Genomic DNA, 19826 nt, shown 5'->3' on the forward strand with positions numbered 1-19826 from the left:
GAAAGTAATTGATTAATCTGTATTTGCCTAGGCAAATATTATGCCAAATAAAACCCCCAGGCACGGGGGGAGGGCAGGCGGGATGATCGTCGTCAGCGTTCGGGAGCCGAGCCGGAAGCGGAACCGTTGGCGATCATGCGACGCATGAAATGCATCAGCTGGGTGACTTCGTCCGCCGTGAAACCACGCAGATGGTGGTTGAGCGAACGGGCGATATTGGGGGGGATTTCACGCGCCATGGCTTCGCCGAGTTCGGTCAGTTCTATCTTCACGACGCGGCGGTCTTGCTGGCTGCGGTTACGGCGCAGCAGGCCTTTAGCCTCTAACCGATCCAGCGCGCGGGTCATGGCGCCGGTGTCCATGTCGTTCAACCGCGCCAGTTCGGCGGGCGTATCGGCGCGGCCCAGATAGACCATGGCCAGGGGGCGCCACTGCATGGCGGTCAGGCCAAGCGGGGCCATTTCCTGGTCCAGCATCCGGGTCAGGGAGTGATAGGCCAGCTTGATCAAATAACCAGCGTTGTCTTCCGCCATGCAGCGGTTATCACTGCGGTAATGGACGGGAGTTTCTGACGACGGCGGGGAAGTTTCGGCATTCATGCGCCGAATTTTACTGCCTAGTCAGTTATTGTCAAGGCTGTGATTTTGCGACGGCTTCCGCGTCGGCGTCGGCCGTTGGGCTCTTGCGCAACCCCGATAAAACGATGGCGGCCACGATCAGCACGGCGCCCGCAATCATGCGCGGCGTGGGCTGCTGGCTGAACAGCATCCAGGCAAAGGCGATGGCGTAGACCGGTTCGAGCGCAATCACCAGCCCGGCGCTGCGCGCGTTCAACTGCGTCAGGCTGGAGACAAACAGGTAGTGCGACAGGCCTGTGCAGAACACGCCCAGCAACGCCAGCCAGAACCAATCCACCGCCGGCAGGGCGGGCAACTGGCCCACGGCGAACGGCACCATGACCAGCGCCACCACCACGTTCTGCCAGCAGGCGACCTGCATCGGGTCCATGCCCGAGGCCGAGCGGCGGTTGCTCAGCGCCAATAACGCGAAGGTCAGCCCGGAAAGCAGGCCCCAGGCCAGGCCGATAGTGCCCTGGTCCGCGAAGTCAAACGACGGCGTAACCAGCACCAGACCGGCGGTGACCAGACCCAACAACATCCATTCCACCGCGCGGATGCGTTCGCGGAACAGCAGGCCCTCGAATAGCGTGATGAAGGCCGGGAAGCTGGCAAAGCCCAAGGTAGCGATCGCGATGCCGCCCACTTTGACCGAAATGAAGAAGGTGACCCAGTGCGCCGCGAGCAGCGCACCGGCGATCACCAGCACGAACAGTTGTGCGGGCGTCAGCACGCCCATCAGGGGCTGGCGGCGCAGGCGGGCGAATATCCCCAGCGCAATCACCGCGAAGACGGCCCGGCCCAGCGTGATGACGGCGGCGCTGGCTTGTATCAACTCCCCGAAAACGCCGGTCAGGCCGAACAGCACGGCGGCAATATGTATAGAGGTCAGAGCGCGTTGTCGGGTCATGCGAGGGGGGCGGTGGATGCCAAAAAGCGTAGTTTGAGCGTGCAAATCGGATTGCACTGAATTTAAAATCATCGCATGAATCGTATCGCCAAGCTTTTGCCGCTCTCGCTCCCGTCCGGCCGCGCGGCCGGAATCCTCATGGCGACGCTTGGCGCGGTGCTGTTTTCAGCGAAAGCGATCGTCGTCAAATTCACCTATCGCTACGGCATCGACGCGGTGACGCTCATCGCCTTTCGCATGCTGTTCGCCATGCCGTTCTTCGCCGCGGTGGCCTGGCATCAGTCGCGCCGGGCCGCGCGCGGCGAAATCGTGGTGATGACCAATAAGGAACGTGCCCAGGTCATCGTGCTGGGCCTGCTGGGTTATTACCTGTCGAGCTTCCTGGACTTTCTGGGGCTGCGCTACATCACGGCCAGCCTGGAACGGCTGATCCTGTTCCTGTCGCCGTCGCTTGTCGTGCTGCTGTCCGCGTTCTGGTTCAAGCGCCCGGTTGAACGCCGCCAATGGATGGCCATGGTGCTGTCTTACGCGGGCGTGGTGCTGGTGTTTGCCCACGACCTGTCCTTTGGCGGGGGCGGCGAGGTGCTGTTAGGGTCTTTGTTCGTTTTTGGTTCGGCGGCAAGCTATTCTGTGTACCTGATTTGTTCCGGCGAACTGATCAAGCGGGTGGGGCCGACGCGGTTGGTGGCTTACGCCATGCTCGTGTCGTGCGTGGCCTGCATCATCCAGTTTTTCGTGATTCACCCTCCGTCGATGCTGATCCAGCCGATGGGGGTTTACGGATATTCCGTGATCCACGCCACACTGAATACGGTCGTGCCGGTCTTCATGCTGATGTGGGCGGTGTCGTTGATCGGCGCGCCCACGGCGTCGCTGCTGGGCATGATGGGGCCGGTGTCAGTGCTATTCCTGGCGTCGTGGTTCCTGAACGAGCCCATCACGGTGTGGCAGATGGCGGGAACCGCGCTGGTGTTGACCGGCGTATTCGCATTGATGGGCGGCGGCCCCAAACCCGCACCCGCGCCCACGCGCGAGGCCGGAACGCCGCCGCGGTGACGCCCGATTTTCCCGATGGTTCGCATTAATTTCAATGAAAGGAGGCCAGCATGGCCAGCAATCTCGTCAAGGCAATTCGTATCGAGCAGCACGGTGGTCCCGAAGTCCTGAAGCTGGTCGAGGTGGAAGTTCCGCCGCCCGCCGCCAATGAAGTCACGATCGAGCAGCACGCCGCCGGCCTGAATTTCATCGATATCTATTTCCGCACGGGCTTGTATCCCCATCCGCTGCCGCATGGCCTGGGCTTCGAAGCCGCCGGCGTGGTGACGGCCGTGGGCGCTGACGTCAAACACCTGAAGAAGGGCGACCGCGTCGCCTATGGCCAAAGCCCGATCGGCGCCTACGCCAAGGCCCGCAACGTGCCTGCCCAGCAGGTCGTCAAGGTGCCCAAGGGCATTGGTTTCGACGAAGCCGCCGCGCTGATGTTGAAGGGCCTGACGGTGCAATACCTGTTCCGTCAGACCTATCGCCTGCAAGGCGGTGAAACGATTCTGTTCCATGCGGCCGCAGGCGGCGTGGGCCTGATCGCTTGCCAGTGGGCCAAGGCCCTGGGCGTGAAGCTGATCGGCACCGTCTCCAGCCCCGAAAAGGCCGAACTGGCCCGCGCCAACGGCGCATGGGAAACCATCGACTACTCGCGTGAAAACGTGGCCGAGCGCGTGCTGGAACTGACCGGCGGCAAGAAGGTGCCGGTGGTGTATGACGGCGTGGGCAAGGACACGTGGGAAACCTCGCTGGACTGCATCGAGCCGCGCGGCCTGATGGTCAGCTTCGGCAACGCGTCTGGCCCGGTGGCCGGCGTCAACCTGGCCGTGCTGAACCAGAAGGGCAGCCTGTACGTCACGCGTCCGTCGCTGGGCGTGCACGTGAACACGCTGGAAAAACTGCAAGCGGCTTCCGAAGAAGTGTTTGACCTGGTCCTGAAGAAGAAGATCAAGGTTCGTATCGACCAGCGCTACACGCTGGAACAAGCAGGCGAAGCGCAGACCGCGCTGGCCTCGCGCAAGACCACGGGCGCCACGGTGCTGATGCTGGACTGATTCGCATCGGCCCTTGTTCGCTTGAACCCTGAATCAGGGCCGCAAGCGGACAAGTCCAAGGCCAGGCAATACGCGTCACACGCGGCTTGCCTGGCCTTTTTATTTTTGCGCCGCCGTGCGCAGAATGACAAATCCCCATGCACGGCCCGACAAGCCAGCGCAAAACGCCGTTGCTATTCTGGCTCCACCCTTTTCGTTGGAGCGTCAGATGTCTTCAGCAAGCGAGTTTGCTCCGGCCGCCGTCACGCCAGACCGTCCCGAACTGGGCGCGATCCGTGAATTCATGTTGATCGACGGCAAGCCGGTGCATGACGGGCAGGGCAAGCCCATTCCCGTTTATGACCCGGCCACGGGCCAGGTCATTGCGCATCAGCCCGATGCCGGGCCCGCGCAAGTGGATCTGGCGGTGCAGGCCGCGCGCCGCGCTTTCGCATCGGGGCCGTGGCGCGAGATGTTGCCCGCGGGGCGCGAGCGTCTGTTGCTGAAACTGGCGGATCTGCTCGAACAGCACGGCACCGAATTGGCGCGGCTGGAAACGCTGAACAACGGCAAGCTGCTGGGCATTGCGCAGGGACTGGAAGTGGGGGCGGGCGCGCAATGGCTGCGCTACATGGCCGGTTGGGCCACCAAGATCACGGGCGACACGCTGTCGCTATCGATTCCGTTTCCGCCGGGCGTTCAGTACAGCGCCTACACGCTGGCGCAGCCCGTGGGCGTGGTCGCCGCCATCATCCCCTGGAATTTCCCGCTGTTGATGGCGGTATGGAAGATTGCCCCCGCGTTGGCGGCTGGATGCACCGTCGTGCTCAAGCCCGCAGAAGAAACCCCGCTGACCGCCTTGCGGCTGGCCGAGCTCGTGCTGGAAGCCGGCTTTCCACCCGGCGTCGTCAACGTGATTACCGGGCGGGGTGAAACTGCCGGCGCGGCCCTGGTGGCGCACCCGGGCATCGACAAAATCGCCTTCACCGGGTCCACCGAAGTCGGCAAGCTGATCGGCCGGGCCGCCATGGATCACATGAAACGGGTGTCGCTGGAACTGGGCGGCAAGTCTCCGGTGATTGTGCTGAACGATTGCGATGTGGATCGTGCCGTGCAGGGCGCCGCCGCCGCCATCTTCTTCAACCAGGGGCAAGTGTGTACGGCGGGCTCGCGCCTGTATGTGCAGCAGGGCCTGTACGCCAAGGTCGTGCAGGGGCTGGCCGACATGGCCGCCAGCATGACGCTGGGTTCCGGCTTTGACGCGGCCACGCAGATCGGCCCGCTGATTTCGGCGCGGCATCAGCAGCGCGTCATGGACTACATCAGCATTGGCCGCGCGGAAGGCGGCCGGGTGCTGGCGGGGGGCGCGGCGGGCGACGGCAGCGGGTATTTCGTGCGGCCCACCGTGTTTGCCGATGTGCCGCAAGGGGCGCGCATCACCCAAGAAGAAATCTTCGGTCCCGTCGTCGTGGCGCAACCGTTCGACACCCTTGACGACGCCGTGCGGCTGGCCAACGACAGCGCTTTCGGCCTGGGCGCCAGCCTCTGGAGCAATGACCTGACCCGCGTGCAACGCCTGATTCCGCGCATTGACGCAGGCACCGTCTGGGTCAACACCCACAACATGCTCGACCCCAACATGCCGTTCGGCGGCTTCAAGCAATCCGGCATCGGCCGTGAGCATGGCCGCGCCCTGCTGGAGATGTACCTCGAGAAGAAGTCCGTTTGCATCGCGTACTAGCACGGCGATAAGCGCCGACCAAGCCGGGGCATACCGGCGGCGGCGCCCTCGCAAGACCAAGGGGAATGGGATGGCAGGCAACACTCGTGGCCTCGTACGTATACGCGCAAGCGCAGCGCTGGTGCTGGCTTGGGCGGGCACGTCGCAGCCGGCGTGGGCGGGCGACCCCAGCGCGCGCGACTGGATTCCGGCGCCGGTGGGCACCAACATCGTGGCGGGCTATCTGGCCGGGCTGCGCTCGTCGGGGCTGTACTCGGAAGGCAAGCGCGTTGACGGCGCGTCCGTAGATGTGAATGCGCTGGTCTACCGCCAGATGCACTATCGCGACTTCTACGGCAAGACGGTGCAGCTGGAATTCATCGTGCCGATGTACCGGACCTCGTTGGACGTGCCCGGCGTGCCTGGCGACCACCAAACCGGTATTGGCGACGTGACGCTGGGCTCGGCGATCTGGCTCTACAACAACGAACAAACCAAGACCTGGTTCGCCTGGGAGCCTTTCATCGTGGCGCCTGTAGGGCGCTATGACGGTTCGCGTCCCGACGTGTCGCCGGGCAAGAACCGCTGGTCCACCATCCAGGATTTTTCGTTCGTCCAGGGCGTGGGCGAATCCACGTTCCTGGAAGCGATTGCCGAGGTTGAAATCTACGGGCGCAACACGGACTGGTACGGCCAGACCTTGAAGAAAGACCCATCGTTCCGCTTCTTCGCGTTGGCCTCCACCAACCTGACGCCGGACACCTACACGGGCATCCGCTATCGGTACGAAACGGGCGGGCGCGAAACGTCATCGGGGGAAACGGTGACGACACGGGCGCGCAATCATCAACTGGCGCTTGAGCTGACGCATCAGATCAACGACGCCAACCAGATTCAGATGCAGTACATCCACGACCTGAAGGTCGAAAACGGGCCTCGGATGCGTGGCGTGCAATTGCGCTACGTCTACGCGTTCTAGGGAGTCGGATCATGAGATCAGGAGAATATCGATGATTGCGCTTCGAGCCACATCACGCGCATTGCGGGCGGGACGCTGGGCATTGTGCGCCGCCTTGGCAAGCGCCACGGGCCTTGCCTGGGCGGACTTGCCCATAGAAGAACTCAAGGGAGGCACCCGCTTGCCGCCCGCAACACCGCATCGGCTGTACGTGATGGACACGTCGTTCAACCATATGGTCGACAGCCGCGTCAACCTCTATGACGGCGACTCCGGCAAATACCTGGGGATGATTCCGACATCGTTCAACGGCCACATGACGGTGTCCGCCGATGGCCGCGACATCTACGTCATGACGACCTATTACGAACGCTTGAACCGCGGCAAGCGCACCGACCTTATCGAAGCTTGGGACGCCGAGACGCTGACGCCCAAATACGAGGTGCCCATTCCGAAAAAGCGTGCGCAAGCCTTGAACTACCGCAACTACCTGCGCCAAAGCACGGATGGCGGTTTGCTCTTTGTGCAGAACGCCACGCCCGCCACTTCGGTAACCGTGGTGGACCTGAAGACGCGCCAGTTCGCCGACGAAGTGACGGCGGCCGCGGGCTGCTGGAGCATCATCCCGCTGCCCTCGCGACCGCGCAGCTTCGCCACCATCTGCGGCGATGGCGCGCTGCTCACCATTGATCTGGATGCGGCTGGCAAGCCTTCGGGCCAGCAACGCAGCAAGCCGATGTTCGAGCTGGAAAAGGACCCGGTCTTCATACACACCGAGAACGTGGGCGACACCTTCTACTTTGTGTCCTACAACGGCAACGTCTACAGCGCGGATTTCAGCGGCAAGGAAGTCAGCTTCGGCACGCCGTGGTCACTGCTGGACGCCTCCGGCAAAGACCGCGGCTGGCGGCCTGGCGGCTACAGCCTGCTGGCCATCAACCAGGCGTCCAAGCGGATGTATGTGGCCATGCATCCGAATGGCGCGGAAGGCTCGCACAAGACGCCCGCCGCGGAAATCTGGGTCTATGACCTGGCCACGCACAAGCGGGTGGCGCGCGTGCCGGGCAAGGGCGCGTTGTCGATGTCGGTATCGCAGGACGATAAGCCTCGCCTGTTCACGATTGATGGAGGCAACGTCAGCATCTTTGACGCCTCGCCTGTCGCACCGGTGTTTCAGCGCACGATCCAGGCGGCGGGCGAAACGGCGTTGCAGGTTGAGCCGCAACCACTGGGAGGCCCGCGATGAACGATCCCGTGCTGTTCTATGGCGCTAGTGCCGCGCTGTCCTGCGTGCTGTTGTTGGGCGCGCTGGAAAAAGTGAAGGACATGGCGGCGTTTTCTGCTGCCGTGTTGGCGTACGGCATTTTGCCTTCGGGCGTAAGCGGCGCGTTCGCGCGTGTTTACGTGCTGGCCGAAATTGCCGCAGGCGTGTTGTTGCTGATGCCCGGCTGGCAGGCAGCGGGCGCGGCGCTGGCATTGGGGGTGCTGGCCGTGGCGACGGCTGGCGTGGTCTACAACCTGGCGCGCGGGCATCGTGATATCGACTGCGGCTGCGGCGGCCCCGCCAGCCCAGCGGCGGGCGCCACGCGCACCGGCCTGTCGTGGTGGCTGGTGCTGCGCAACGGCGCGCTGGCGTTGTGGACATTGCCGGCGCTAAGTGTGTTCGCCGGGCAGGCGCGCGCTCTGCAATGGGCGGACGCCGCCGCCGTCTTCGGCCTGACGACCACCGCGGTGGCCTTGTACTTCACCGCCAATCACCTGTTGGCCTCGCATCTCAAGCTGCGCAACCTTTGAAGGAGTTTCATATGGATGCCTTGATCATTTCCAACGTTCTGCTGTGGGGCGTAGTGCTGTGCCTGGTGCTGGTCATCCTTGCGCTGTCCCGCCAGATTGGCGTGCTGTACGAACGCGTGGCGCCGATGGGGGCGCTGACGATGGACAAGGGCCCGGCGGTGGGGGACGCCGCGCCGCATTTCGAACTGCCTGATCTGCTGGGCCGCCGCATCACGATTGGCGAACGCGGCCAGCACAGCCAACTGCTGTTCTTTCTGTCGCCCACGTGCCCCGTATGCAAGAAGCTGCTGCCCATCCTGAAGTCGGTGGCCAGCACGGAAAGCGCGTGGTTGCGCATCGTGTTGGCCAGCGACGGCGAAATGCCCGAACACCTGGCGTTCTACAAGCAGGCGGGGCTGGAGCGCTTTCCGTATCTGCTGTCGGCGGAACTGGGCATGAAGTTCCAGATCAGCAAGCTGCCCTACGCCGTGCTGATGGACGAAACCGGCACCTTGCGCGCCAAGGGGCTGATCAATTCCCGTGAGCAGCTGGAAAGCCTGTTCACGGCCAAGGAGCTGGGCGTGGCGTCGGTGCAGGATTTTCTGGCCGGCAGCATGGACGAGACCCGAGTGTCCCGCAAGGAGAGCGGCAATGCATTGGCTGGATAAACTTGGCGAGCGCGCTACGCGTTCCGTCGCGCATGCAACGTCCCGGCGCAGCGTGCTGAACCGCATCGGCAAGTTGCTGGTCGGCACAGCTTTTCTGATGCCGGTGCTGCCGGTTGCGCGTTCGGCGCCCGCAGCGGGCAAGAAGCCGCAGATGGACGACACGGCGTGCGATTACTGGCGCTATTGCGCGGTGGATGGCTTCCTGTGTTCCTGCTGCGGCGGCAGCATGACGTCGTGCCCGCCCGGCACATCGCCGTCCGCCGTGTCGTGGGTGGGCACTTGCCACAACCCGCTGGACGGCAAGGACTACCTCATCAGCTATAACGATTGCTGCGGCAAAGCGGCGTGCGGCAAATGCATGTGCGCATCGGCCGAGCGCGAACGTCCGGGCTATCAGATGTTCCTGCATAACGACATCAACTGGTGCATGTCGAACGAGTCGTCGATCTTCCACTGCACGACGTCTGTCATCGTGGGGCTGGCCAAGCCGCAATCGCAATCGAAGGCAGCGCCGAAACCATGAGGTCTGGGGCAAGACGGCAAGCAACGGGATGGCGGTGGCTGTGCGCCGCCGCTATCCTGCTTGGTGTCACGCAGGCGATAGCGGCGGAGGGGGCGTCCGCTGTCGCGGCCGACGCTGCGCGCTTGCCGCAGACCGCACCCGCAGTCGCGGCCGACGCTGCTCGCTTGCGGCAGACCGCACCCGCAGTCGTGGCCGACGCTGCTCGCTTGCAGCAGACTGCACCCGCAGTCGCGCCCGACGCTGCCCATTTGCGGCAGACCGCGCGGCCCGACTACGTGCTGCAATGCGCCGGCTGTCATCGCTTGGATGGCCGAGGCAGCAACCCGCATGGCATTCCAGATTTCCGCCAGTCTGTCGGCGCATTTGTCCATCTGCCCGAAGGCCGCGAATACCTGATCCGCGTGCCGGGCGCGGCGCATTCCCAACTAAGCAATGCAGAATTGGCTGCGGTACTGAACTGGGTGCTGACTGAATTCAGCGCCGCGCAGTTGCCCGCTGATTTCGCGCCGTATTCAGAGGCCGAGGTCGCGGCGGCACGGCCCAACCGCTACGACGATGTCGTGCCCGTGCGCCACGCCTTAGCCCGGCGGCTCACGTCGATGGGGTTCACGTTGTCTGATTATTATTACGGTAGTGACAGAAAGCCGTAGGGCTGACAGAGGGCGACGGGCGCTTACGGCCACTACTTAGGGGTTGTCACCGATACTCGCTCGGGAAGTGCGGTGCTAGAAAGAGGCAGCATCCAAGAGGCAGCATCCCATTCAACGCTGTAGCTGTGCCGCAGGACTGCCTGTCCATGGCACAAAGGCACGCCGTTTCGAGACGCCGGAGTCGCCATGTCATCATCCGTTTTGCACAGCGCGCCCAGGCACTTCCTGGACTGCGCCAGCTGGCAGGAAAGCATCAGCAACACCTTCGTGCCCCTGGAGGTGTCCGCCGTGTTCCCCACGCGCTTTCGCAATAGCGTGGCGGTGGATTCGCTCGGTTGGCTGCACGTCAGCGAATTGCGCAGCAGCGCGCAACGCGTACGCCGCAGCAAGCTGCTGGCTGACCGCGCCGAGGAAGCCGGCTACAAAGTCACGCTGCAATTGGCGGGCCGTAGCGAGATTCGCCAGTCCAATCGCTCGGCGCTGCTGATGCCAGGTGAATGGGGCATCTACGACACCACGCGCCCCTACGAAGTGGATGTGGACGATGGCGCGCATTTTCTGGTGATGCAGGTGCCGGGCAAGCATACCGAGACCTGGCAGCCGCACATGCAGAATGCGGTCGCGCGGCGCTTCAGCGCGCAACAGGGCTGCGGCCGCATGGCGATGGATCTGCTGCGTGTGGCGCTGAGCGAACACGCCCATTTGTCCGAGAGCGCGGCGCGCGATGCGGCCAACGCGGTGTTGCAGATGATGGGGCTGGATATCCGCGAACGGGCGGGCGAGCAGGCCGAACAGGATCAGGCTGGCGTGAAGCAGGCGCAGCTGCGCCGCGTTCAGCAGCACATTCTTGAAAACCTGCATGACCCGGCGTTGTCGCCTGCGTCTGCGGCGGCGGCGTTCAGGATGTCGCGGCGCTACCTGTACAACCTGTTTGCGCTGGCGTCCACGACGCCCGCTGATTTCATTCTGAGCGCGCGGTTGGAACGCAGCAAAGATGTCTTGTGTGATGCGGCGCAAGGGGCGCGGCAGATTGGCGATATCGCCTACCGCTTTGGCTTTTCAGACGCCGCGCGATTCAGCCATGCGTTCCGCAAGCGTTTCGGGGCGTCGCCGTCTGAGTATCGGCGCCAGGGGCGCTAAGTGAAGCCCCGGGTATAGCCCCAGGTATAGCCCCGGCCGGGGGGGCTCGGGGCGTTGAACCGCGCTGGAATCAGAGCAGTTCTTCGTTGATCAGATCTTCCTTGCCGTAGAACTTCACACCGATGTGGATGCGGTCGCGGCCTTGCGAGCGGCGGTGGCGGTTGGTGTCGCGCAGGGAATACACGCAGCCGCAGTATTCCTGCTGGTAGAAGTTCTCGCGCTTGCTGATTTCGATCATGCGGGCGGAGCCGCCGCCTTTGCGCCAGTTGTACGTCCAATAGACCAGGTCGTCATAGCGGGCCGCAGCGCGTTCGCCGCAGCCGTTTATCTGGTTCATGTCTTTCCAGCGCGAAATGCCGAGCGAGCTGGTGATGGTGTCAAAGCCGTGTTCGTGGGCGTACAGCGCGGTGCGCTCAAAGCGCATGTCGAAGCAGGCCGTGCAGCGTTCGCCACGTTCGGGGGCGTCTTCCATGCCCTTGACGCGGTCGAACCAGTTGTCCATGTCGTAATCGGCATCAATGAATTCAATGCCGTGCTGTTCGGCGAAGCGGATGTTTTCCTGCTTGCGGATTTCGTACTCTTTAACCGGATGAATGTTCGGGTTGTAGAAGTAGATTGCGTAGTCGATGCCGGAGGCCGTCATGGCTTCCATGACTTCGCCGGAACAGGGCGCGCAGCACGAGTGCATGAGCACCTTGTTGCGGCCAGCGGGAAGGTCAAGCTTGGGGCGGACGAGTTCAGACATGGCTTGCAAGCAAAAAGGCGGAAAACTCCTTATTTTACCGCGAGTTGCCGTCAGCCGGGCGCGCGGCCCATCACGGTGTCCCAGAGTTCGCTGACGGCCTGGCGTTCCGCCACCAATTCATCCGGCCCGACCCGCGCTTTCTCAACGCCCTGCATGCGCAGCTGATGCTGGACGCGGCGCAAGACGCGATACGCGTCGGCGGCGCGTGTCGCCAGTTCGGGGGCGATCAGCCCGGCCTCGCTGGCCAGCCGCAGCAGCGTGATGTTGCCCAGGTTGCGCACCAGCACGGAATGCGTCCCGGCATAGCAAAGCACCAGGTATTGCGTCACGAATTCCACATCGACCATGCCGCCCCGGTCGTGCTTCAGGTCGAATTGCTTGCTGGTATTGGGATGGCCGGCGTTGATCTTTTCGCGCATGGCCAGCACTTCTTCGCGCAGCGCGGCGGGGTCGCGCGGCTGCACCAGGATGGCCTCACGGATCTGTTCAAAGCGGGCGCCTACGTCGGCGTCTCCGGCGGCAAAGCGCGCGCGCGTCAACGCTTGATGTTCCCAGGCCCAGGCATGCTTGTGCTGGTATTGCTCGAAGGCTTCAACGGAGACGGCCAGCAGCCCGGCATCGCCGTCAGGCCGCAAGCGCAGGTCCACTTCATAGAGGCGGCCCGATGAGGTCATGGTGGACAGCCACGACGTCATGCGCCGGCCAAGCTTGGCGTAGACCTCGGCGGCGTCTTCACGCGGATCATCGAACAGGAAGACCAGGTCCAGGTCAGACGCATAACCCAGTTCCTTGCCGCCCAGCTTGCCGTAGGCGATGACGGCAAATCGGGGCGGGGCGCCTTCTACCTTGTTCACCAGCGGCCAGGCGCGGCGGATGGATTCCGTCAGCAGCAAATCGGCAAGCGCCGACAGTTGGTCCGCCAGCTTTTCAACCGTGAGCTCGCCTTCCAGATCCTGCGCCAGCAATTGGAAACTGGCCTGGCGCTGCACGTCGCGCATCAGATTCATCTGACGTTCGATGTCAGGGTCGCCGTCGGGCAAGCGGCACGCGTCCAGGTCTGCCGTGAGTTGACGGGCGATCTGCGTAAAGTCCAAGGGCTGAAATAGCGTGCGCCAGTCGATCAGGCTGTCCAGCAGCAGCGGGTGTTGCGTGAGGTATTGCGCGGCCCAGGGGCTGGCGGCGACCATGCGGGCCACGCGCGCAAGCGTGTCGGGGTACTCGGCCAGCAGCGCCAGATAGGCGCTGCGTTGGGCGATTTTTTCGATCAGGTCAAACAACCGAACCGCCGCGTTCATGGGCGCGGAAGTCTGGCGGGCGGCGCGCAAGGCCGCGGGCAGCAAGGCTTCCATGCGGCGGCGGCTGCTTTCGGGCAGGCTGCGTACCCGATGGCTGCCGAGCAACGTCTCGGTGCGCCGCAACAGGTCTTGGGCTTCGTCGCCGAATGCCTGCCGGATCTGTTCGGCCAGTTCGCATTCCTGGTCGGACTCGTCGGCGCTATCGTCGCGGTCGGCGGGCGTGGACGTGTCTTCAGCGTCGCCCATGCCGACCATGCGGAATACGTTGCGGAACGTTTGCGATACAAACTTGCGGTGGGCGGCCAGCGTGCTTTCGAAGTCGTCCGGGCTCATGCCCAATGCGGCCGCCAACGCTGCGCGCTGAGCCGGGTCGCCGGGCAGCAGGTGCGTCTGTTCGTCTTCCCGGTATTGCAAAGCGTGTTCGGTGCGGCGCAGATAGCGGTACGCCTCTTCCAGCCGGCGCGCGTCTTCTTCGGGCACCAGACCCGCCAGGCGCTCGGCGTGCAGCGCTTCCAGCAAGCCCCGCTTTTGCAGGGCGGGCATGCGCCCGCCGCGAATCAGCTGCGCCAGCTGCACCACGAATTCGATTTCGCGGATGCCGCCATCGCCCAGCTTGATATTGTTGGCGCTGTCGATCCCGTTGCGCGCGCTGGCGCGCCGCTGCCAGTCCTGGCGAATGCGCTCGCGCAAGGCGCGCAGGGCAGCCAGTGCGTCGAAGTCAAAATACTTGCGATACACAAACGGCACGCGCAGGCTTTCCAGCTGACGGGCCTGCGTGCTGCTGTCGCTGTCTTCAAAGGCCTTGGCCGGCATCAGGCGGGCCTTGAGCCAGGCATACCGTTCCCACTCGCGTCCCTGGCCGATCAGGTAGTGTTCCAGCGCGTCCAGGCTCCAGGCGAGCGGGCCCGAATCGCCATCGGGACGCAGGCGCAGGTCCGTGCGGAACACCTGCCCATTGGCGTCCACTTCGGAAATTACCGGCATCATGCGCCGGGTCAGGCGGCCATAGAATTCGTGATGGCTGATGCGGCGCGGGCCATCGGTGTCGCCTTCCTCGCCGTACAGCATGATCAGGTCAATGTCGGACGACACGTTCAATTCGCAGCCGCCCAGCTTGCCCATGCCGACGATCAGCATTTCCTGCGGCTTGCCCGTGGCGGGGTCGCGCGGCACGCCGTGCACGGCCGCCAGTTCCGCCGCCACGCTGCGGTAAGCCTGCGCCACGGCGATGTCCGCCAGCGTGGTCATTGCGCCCACCACTTCTTCCAGATCCGCCTGGCCGCCCAGGTCACGCACGATCAACACGCTGAAGACGCGCTCGCGCAGCTTGCGCAGCACCATCCGGCACGTCTCCACCGGCAGGGTCGCAGGCGCATCGGGGCCGGCGAGTTCAGCCTGCCATTGCGCCAGACGTTCGGCGGTGACGGGTTGCTGCACCGCCGTTTCGAGCCAGGCGTCCAAGTCGGGATGGGCATCCAGGCGGCGGCGCAAGTGACCAGACCAGGCGAGTGCGGGGGCAAGCATAGGAGTCGATGACATGGCGTAAGGGCGGCAGACGAATGGACGCGTTTCAGGTATAAGTGGGGACGATACCGCAAGACATATTCTCCTGCCCACCGATCCGTGTCTGTTTCAAAAAAAGCCCCCACTGCGCGCACGCGAAGCGTGCTTCGCTGCCTGTTCTGGGTCGCGCTGATCGTTTATGGCGTCGTGGCCGTCGGGTTTCTGGGCGTGCGGTATTGGGTGCTTCCTCGCGTGGACCAATGGCGTCCACAGATTGAAGCCTACGCCAGTAAGGAATTGGGCGCTCGCGTCACCATCGGCAGTATCAAGGCGAACTGGCAGGGGCTGAATCCCAAGCTTGATCTTGCGTCGGTCCAGGTGTTCGATGATGACGCCACGCCGGTGCTCAACCTGCCTTCCGTTTCCGCTGTGCTGGCGTGGCGCAGCGTGCTGACCTTGTCACCCAGGCTGGTGCGTTTGCGCGTCGAAAAGCCTGAACTGACCTTGCGCCGCGATGCCGCCAACCATTTGTGGGTAGCGGGTCAGGACATCGACCTGAACGCCAGCGACCATCAATCTGATCTGAATCACCCCGCGCTGCGGTGGCTGGTCGCCCAACGCGAATTGCTCATCCGTGACGCCACCATCGTCTGGCAAGACGATTTACGCCAGGCGCCCGCGCTGCCGCTGACGGGCGTCGATTTTCTGATGCGCAACGGCAGCCTGTCGCATCGCTTTGTGCTGCGTGCCAGCGCTGGCGCGGCGCTGGCCCGCAACGTGGAGCTGCGCGGCGAATTCAATCGCAGCCTGTTCGCCGCCAATGCCTCGAATCCTGCAAACTGGAATGGCCAGCTTTATGCGGCCTTGGACGATGTGGAGCCTTTGGCCTGGTCGCCATGGTTCAAGGTGCCCGAGATTTCGGGACGCATCGCAGGCCGCGCCTGGCTGCAACTGGATCGCGGAAAATTCACCGAGCTGACGTCGGACATCGCCGTGCGCGGCGTGAATTGGGCGCCGGAAAAGGATGGCCCGGCGGTACGTGGCGCGTCGGCGCAATTGCGCGTTCAAGGGCTGCCGGGTGATTTCGTGCAGATTGACGGGATGCCGCTTTCCCGTAGCACTGGCGCGCCCGATGTATCGGTCAAAGGGGCCGTGCAGCAGCTGCGCGTCACGCTGCCGGGCGTGTTTGCGGACCCCACACTGAATGCCCGCGAGCTGGCGGTGGATGCGGAAATCAAAGGGCCGGACGCCAAGAACTGGTTTGTGGACGTCGCCCAATTGCATGTGGTGAATGATGACCTGGACGTGCGCCTGCAAGGCCAGTGGCGCCGCGAAGGCAAGACGGCCGCGGGCAGCGCCGACATGCGTGGCACGATGGTGCGCGGCGCCATGCCGGCGATTCACCGCTACTTGCCGCTGGACGTGAATGCCGATGCGCGCGAATGGCTGGCCACCGGCCTGCCCGCGGGCGAAATGCAGTCTGCCGCCATCACGCTCAAGGGCGATCTGGACGACTTCCCCTTTGGCGCGTCTGGCGCAACGGGCGAATTCATTATTGCCGGCGCGTACGTGGGCGCCAAAGTGGACTATGCCCCCGCGCGCCAGCACCGCAAGGGCTGGCCGATGCTGGAAAACCTGTCAGGTAATTTCCGCATCGATAAGGTCGGTCTGACGCTGGATAGTTCGGGCGGCGCAGTGGCGCACACCGGGCCGGGGCAGACCGTCAGCCTGGGCGCCGTGACAGCCACCATTCCCGACATGGAACACGGCGCCGAGCTGTTCGTTGATGGCGAAACATCGGGCCCTGTGCCCGCCTATCTGGCGATGGCGGCGAATTCTCCGCTGGGTGTTTTGCTCGATGGCGCGCTGGACGAGGCTCGCGGCACGGGCGACTGGCGCATGCCGTTGAAGCTGAAAGTGCCGTTGATGAACACCGACGACACGCAGGTCACCGGCCACATCCTGTTCGCCGACAACACCTTCACCTTCATGCCCGAGATGCCGCTTCTTACCCAGATGCATGGCGATCTGGAATTCTCGGAAAAGGGCGTCCATACCAAAGAGCTTCGTGCGCAGTTCCTGGGCGGGCCAGTCAAGATCTACGGCACGCTTGCGCAAAGTACCGACGTCCTGCGCTTTGATGGCACGCTGGCCGGTTCCGGCCTGACGCAACTGAGCAACACGCCGTCCATGTCGCGGTTTACGGGCAAGGCGGCGTACAAGGGCCGGTTGGGTTATCAAAAGGGCGGCTCAGTCGATATCTCGATGGAATCCGACCTGGTGGGCATGGCGATCGACATGCCGGCGCCCGTGGGCAAGGCGGCGCCCGCGTCACAGCTGCTGAAGCTGCAATGGGGCGCGGCGCAAGACCGTGGCATCAAAGACCGCCGTTGGCTGACCGCCAGCCTGGGCGACAACGTGAATGCGCTGTTTGAGCGCGACCCCGGTGATGGCCCCTCGTATTTCGCCCGGGGGGCGCTGGGAATCGGCCGGCCCGCCAGCCTGCCCGAGCATGGCATGAGCCTGAACGCCAGCTTGCCCGAGCTGGACATGGACAGCTGGGAAACGGTGATGACGGGCTTCGACACCCCGGCGGGCAAGGGCGGCGCCAAGAAGCCGGTGTCGAAACCGATCTTCCCGCAGCCCGAACGCATCAGCGTGGCAGCAAGCATCTTGCGCACCAGTGGCTACACCCTGAACGATTTGACGCTGTACGCAACGCGGCCCGAACCCGCGCAGTGGCGCGTGGATATCCAGTCGCGTCAGGCGGCGGGTTCGCTGGAATGGCGCGAAGCCTCTGGCGCCATCGCGGGCCAGATCACGGCACGCTTGAAGCACTTGTCCTTGGGCGGCGAAGGCGACACGAACGAGGCCGACAAGGCCTTGGCGTCGGGCAATGACCTGTCAGACATTCCGGCCATCGACCTGCAAGCCAAAGAGTTCTTCCTGTACGGCAAGAACGTGGGCGAATTGCAGGTGAACGGCACGAACCTGGAGCGCGGCCGGCAATGGCGTCTGGACAAGCTGTCGATTATCAACAGCGACGCGAGCCTGAACGCCACCGGCAATTGGCGGCTGGAAGGGCCTGATCGGGGCCTGACCGTGGATGCAAGCGCCAAGTTCGTGGACCTGGGCAAATTCATGAACCGGATCGGTTTCGAGAAAATCATATCCGCCGGCGAAGGTACGGCCCAGGGCAAAGCAACCTGGCGCAACCTGCCGTGGACCCACAACGTGGCGGATATTTCGGGCGAGGTCGACATCAGCCTGGACAAGGGCCGCTTCATGCACGTGAATTCGCGCACGGCGCGTTTGCTGGAGTTGCTGTCTTTGCAATCGTTGCAACGGCTGGCGCGCCTGGATGTGAACCCGACCAATCTGTTGCGGGACGGGTTCCCGTTTGACACCATCCGCGGACGCGTGAAGATGGCGGATGGCCAGATGACTACCGAAGGCTACAAGATCAACGGCCCGGTAGCCGCCATCGTGCTGGCGGGCGGCGTCAATATCATCCGCGAACGCTGGGACCTGAAGGCGGTGGTGATTCCCAATCTGGACGCCAGCGGGGCGGCCATGGTGACGGCGCTGGCCGTGAATCCGCTGATTGGCCTGGGCGCTTTTGTCACGCAGTGGCTGCTTAAGCAACCACTGGCGCGCGCGATGACCATGGAGTATTCCGTGACGGGCAACTGGGACGATCCGCAGGTGGAACCCATCGACGCCTCGGGCAAGGCGCCGGACAAGCAGACGCCGAGGCCGGCGAATTCCTCGCCGCGCCGCATGCCCGACCACATCGAACACTGATTGCGGCGCGCACATCGAACATCGTCCAGCCAATAAAAAACCGCCTTCAAGGCGGTTTTTTATTGCACGAGACGCGCTGCTTACTTCTTCTTCATCATGTCGAAGAATTCGGCGTTGGTCTTCGTGGCGCGCATCTTGTCCAGGATGAATTCCATGGATTGCACTTCGTCCATGTCGTGGATGAACTTGCGCAGCACCCAGACCTTTTGCAGCAGGTCCGGCGCGATCAGCAGTTCTTCGCGGCGGGTGCCCGACTTGTTCAGGTTGATGGACGGGTAGACGCGCTTTTCAGCCAGACGACGCTCAAGGTGGACTTCGGAGTTACCCGTGCCCTTGAACTCTTCGTAGATGACTTCGTCCATGCGGCTGCCGGTTTCGATCAGCGCCGTGCCCAGGATGGTCAGCGAACCGCCTTCTTCCAGGTTACGGGCCGCGCCGAAGAAGCGCTTGGGGCGTTGCAGAGCGTTGGCGTCCACACCGCCCGTCAGCACCTTGCCGGAGGCCGGCACCACGGTGTTGTAGGCGCGGGCCAGACGGGTGATCGAGTCCAGCAGGATCACGACGTCTTTCTTCATTTCGACCAGGCGCTTGGCCTTTTCGATGACCATTTCGGCCACTTGCACGTGACGGGTAGCGGGTTCGTCAAACGTCGACGCCACCACTTCGCCGCGCACCGTGCGCTGCATTTCGGTCACTTCTTCCGGGCGTTCGTCGACCAGCAGAACGATCATGACCGCGTCGGGGTAGTTGGTGGTGATGGCGTGCGCAATGTGCTGCATCATCACCGTCTTGCCGGACTTGGGGCTGGCGACGATCAAACCGCGCTGGCCCATGCCGATCGGCGCGAAAACGTCGAGGATACGGCCCGTCAGGTTTTCTTCGCTCTTGATGTCGCGTTCCAGACGCATCGTCCGGTTCGGATGCAGCGGCGTCAGGTTTTCGAACATGATGCGATGCTTGATCGCTTCAGGCGCCACGCCGTTGACCTTGTCCACCTTGACCAGCGCGAAGTAGCGCTCGCCGTCTTTCGGCGTACGCACTTCACCTTCGATCGAGTCGCCGGTGTGCAGGTTGAAGCGGCGGATCTGCGACGGCGAGATATAGATATCGTCCGTGCTGGCCAGATACGAGGTCTCGGGCGAGCGCAGGAAACCGAAACCGTCAGGCAGGACTTCAAGTACGCCGTCGCCAAAAATCTGCTCGCCCTGCTTGGCGCGCCGTTTCATGATGGCGAACATCAGCTCCTGCTTGCGCAGGCGGTTGGCGTTCTCGATTTCCAGGCCAGCGGCCATTTCCAGCAGCTGCGAGACATGCAGCGCCTTCAGTTCGTTGAGGTGCATCGCGGTGATTGGTGGGGAAAAGTAAAGGAGGGCTCTGGCGGCGCGCCACGGACGGGCTCGCGCGGTATTGAATGAGCGCCGCCCTCGGGGCGGCGCCTTCGTTCA

At 63.6% G+C, this 19826-nt stretch carries 16 protein-coding genes; 11 read left to right on the forward strand and 5 right to left on the reverse strand.

Translation table 11 applies throughout. The annotated features are described in order from the left end of the window. Positions 1 to 92: 92 nt before the first annotated feature. Positions 93 to 599, reverse strand: coding sequence for a MarR family winged helix-turn-helix transcriptional regulator (locus tag HV765_RS11530; protein ID WP_054427399.1), 507 nt, complete (start codon positions 597 to 599; stop codon positions 93 to 95). Between the two features lie 31 nt (positions 600 to 630). Further along, positions 631 to 1527 carry a DMT family transporter gene (locus HV765_RS11535; protein ID WP_175169777.1) on the reverse strand — a complete coding sequence of 299 codons (897 nt, stop codon included), beginning with the start codon at positions 1525 to 1527 and terminating at the stop codon, positions 631 to 633. Positions 1528 to 1602: 75 nt separating this feature from the next. On the opposite strand from HV765_RS11535, the gene HV765_RS11540 reads away from it, so the two are divergent. The 10 genes from HV765_RS11540 to HV765_RS11585 all read left to right on the forward strand — a co-directional run bounded on the left by HV765_RS11540 (position 1603) and on the right by HV765_RS11585 (position 11034). Continuing rightward, on the forward strand, positions 1603 to 2583 hold the full coding sequence (locus tag HV765_RS11540) for a DMT family transporter (RefSeq protein ID WP_054427401.1): 981 nt from the start codon (positions 1603 to 1605) through the stop codon (positions 2581 to 2583). A 50-nt stretch (positions 2584 to 2633) separates the two neighbouring features. After that, entirely contained in the window at positions 2634 to 3623 is a 990-nt protein-coding gene (locus tag HV765_RS11545) for a quinone oxidoreductase family protein (RefSeq protein ID WP_054427402.1), read from the forward strand. 208 nt (positions 3624 to 3831) lie between these two features. Continuing rightward, the gene (gene styD, locus HV765_RS11550) at positions 3832 to 5343 is read left to right on the forward strand and encodes a phenylacetaldehyde dehydrogenase StyD (RefSeq protein WP_175169778.1); all 1512 of its coding nucleotides are present in this window, start codon (positions 3832 to 3834) and stop codon (positions 5341 to 5343) included. A gap of 70 nt (positions 5344 to 5413) precedes the next feature. Further along, the gene (locus HV765_RS11555) at positions 5414 to 6301 is read left to right on the forward strand and encodes a transporter (protein ID WP_175169779.1); all 888 of its coding nucleotides are present in this window, start codon (positions 5414 to 5416) and stop codon (positions 6299 to 6301) included. Positions 6302 to 6332: 31 nt separating this feature from the next. Then, positions 6333 to 7526, forward strand: coding sequence for an amine dehydrogenase large subunit (locus tag HV765_RS11560; protein WP_175169780.1), 1194 nt, complete (start codon positions 6333 to 6335; stop codon positions 7524 to 7526). Beyond that, entirely contained in the window at positions 7523 to 8074 is a 552-nt protein-coding gene (locus HV765_RS11565) for a MauE/DoxX family redox-associated membrane protein (protein ID WP_175169781.1), read from the forward strand. Before HV765_RS11560 ends, HV765_RS11565 begins: the two co-directional genes overlap by 4 nt. Before the next feature lie 11 nt (positions 8075 to 8085). Further along, positions 8086 to 8721, forward strand: a complete 636-nt coding sequence (gene mauD, locus HV765_RS11570) for a methylamine dehydrogenase accessory protein MauD (RefSeq protein ID WP_175169782.1) — start codon at positions 8086 to 8088, stop codon at positions 8719 to 8721. Further along, the gene (locus tag HV765_RS11575) at positions 8705 to 9244 is read left to right on the forward strand and encodes a methylamine dehydrogenase light chain (protein ID WP_175169783.1); all 540 of its coding nucleotides are present in this window, start codon (positions 8705 to 8707) and stop codon (positions 9242 to 9244) included. Before mauD ends, HV765_RS11575 begins: the two co-directional genes overlap by 17 nt. A 188-nt stretch (positions 9245 to 9432) precedes the next feature. Beyond that, the gene (locus HV765_RS11580) at positions 9433 to 9894 is read left to right on the forward strand and encodes a cytochrome c (RefSeq protein WP_254600536.1); all 462 of its coding nucleotides are present in this window, start codon (positions 9433 to 9435) and stop codon (positions 9892 to 9894) included. Between the two features lie 186 nt (positions 9895 to 10080). Continuing rightward, the gene (locus HV765_RS11585; protein ID WP_054427409.1) at positions 10081 to 11034 is read left to right on the forward strand and encodes an AraC-like ligand-binding domain-containing protein; all 954 of its coding nucleotides are present in this window, start codon (positions 10081 to 10083) and stop codon (positions 11032 to 11034) included. A 70-nt stretch (positions 11035 to 11104) separates the two neighbouring features. Here HV765_RS11585 and HV765_RS11590 read toward each other — a convergent pair whose 3' ends face one another. Both HV765_RS11590 and glnE read right to left on the reverse strand, forming a co-directional pair. Next, positions 11105 to 11779, reverse strand: coding sequence for an epoxyqueuosine reductase QueH (locus tag HV765_RS11590; RefSeq protein WP_175169784.1), 675 nt, complete (start codon positions 11777 to 11779; stop codon positions 11105 to 11107). Between the two features lie 50 nt (positions 11780 to 11829). After that, the gene (gene glnE, locus HV765_RS11595; protein ID WP_175169785.1) at positions 11830 to 14613 is read right to left on the reverse strand and encodes a bifunctional [glutamate--ammonia ligase]-adenylyl-L-tyrosine phosphorylase/[glutamate--ammonia-ligase] adenylyltransferase; all 2784 of its coding nucleotides are present in this window, start codon (positions 14611 to 14613) and stop codon (positions 11830 to 11832) included. A gap of 126 nt (positions 14614 to 14739) precedes the next feature. On the opposite strand from glnE, the gene HV765_RS11600 reads away from it, so the two are divergent. Next, positions 14740 to 18381 (forward strand): YhdP family protein, encoded by a 3642-nt coding sequence (locus tag HV765_RS11600; RefSeq protein WP_175169786.1) that lies wholly within the window; start codon positions 14740 to 14742, stop codon positions 18379 to 18381. A gap of 80 nt (positions 18382 to 18461) precedes the next feature. On the opposite strand, the gene rho is transcribed toward HV765_RS11600, so the two are convergent. After that, positions 18462 to 19721, reverse strand: coding sequence for a transcription termination factor Rho (gene rho / locus HV765_RS11605; RefSeq protein ID WP_006218533.1), 1260 nt, complete (start codon positions 19719 to 19721; stop codon positions 18462 to 18464). Between the last annotated feature and the right edge of the window lie 105 nt (positions 19722 to 19826).

This window comes from Achromobacter kerstersii (assembly GCF_902859595.1).
GTDB lineage: Bacteria > Pseudomonadota > Gammaproteobacteria > Burkholderiales > Burkholderiaceae_B > Achromobacter > Achromobacter kerstersii.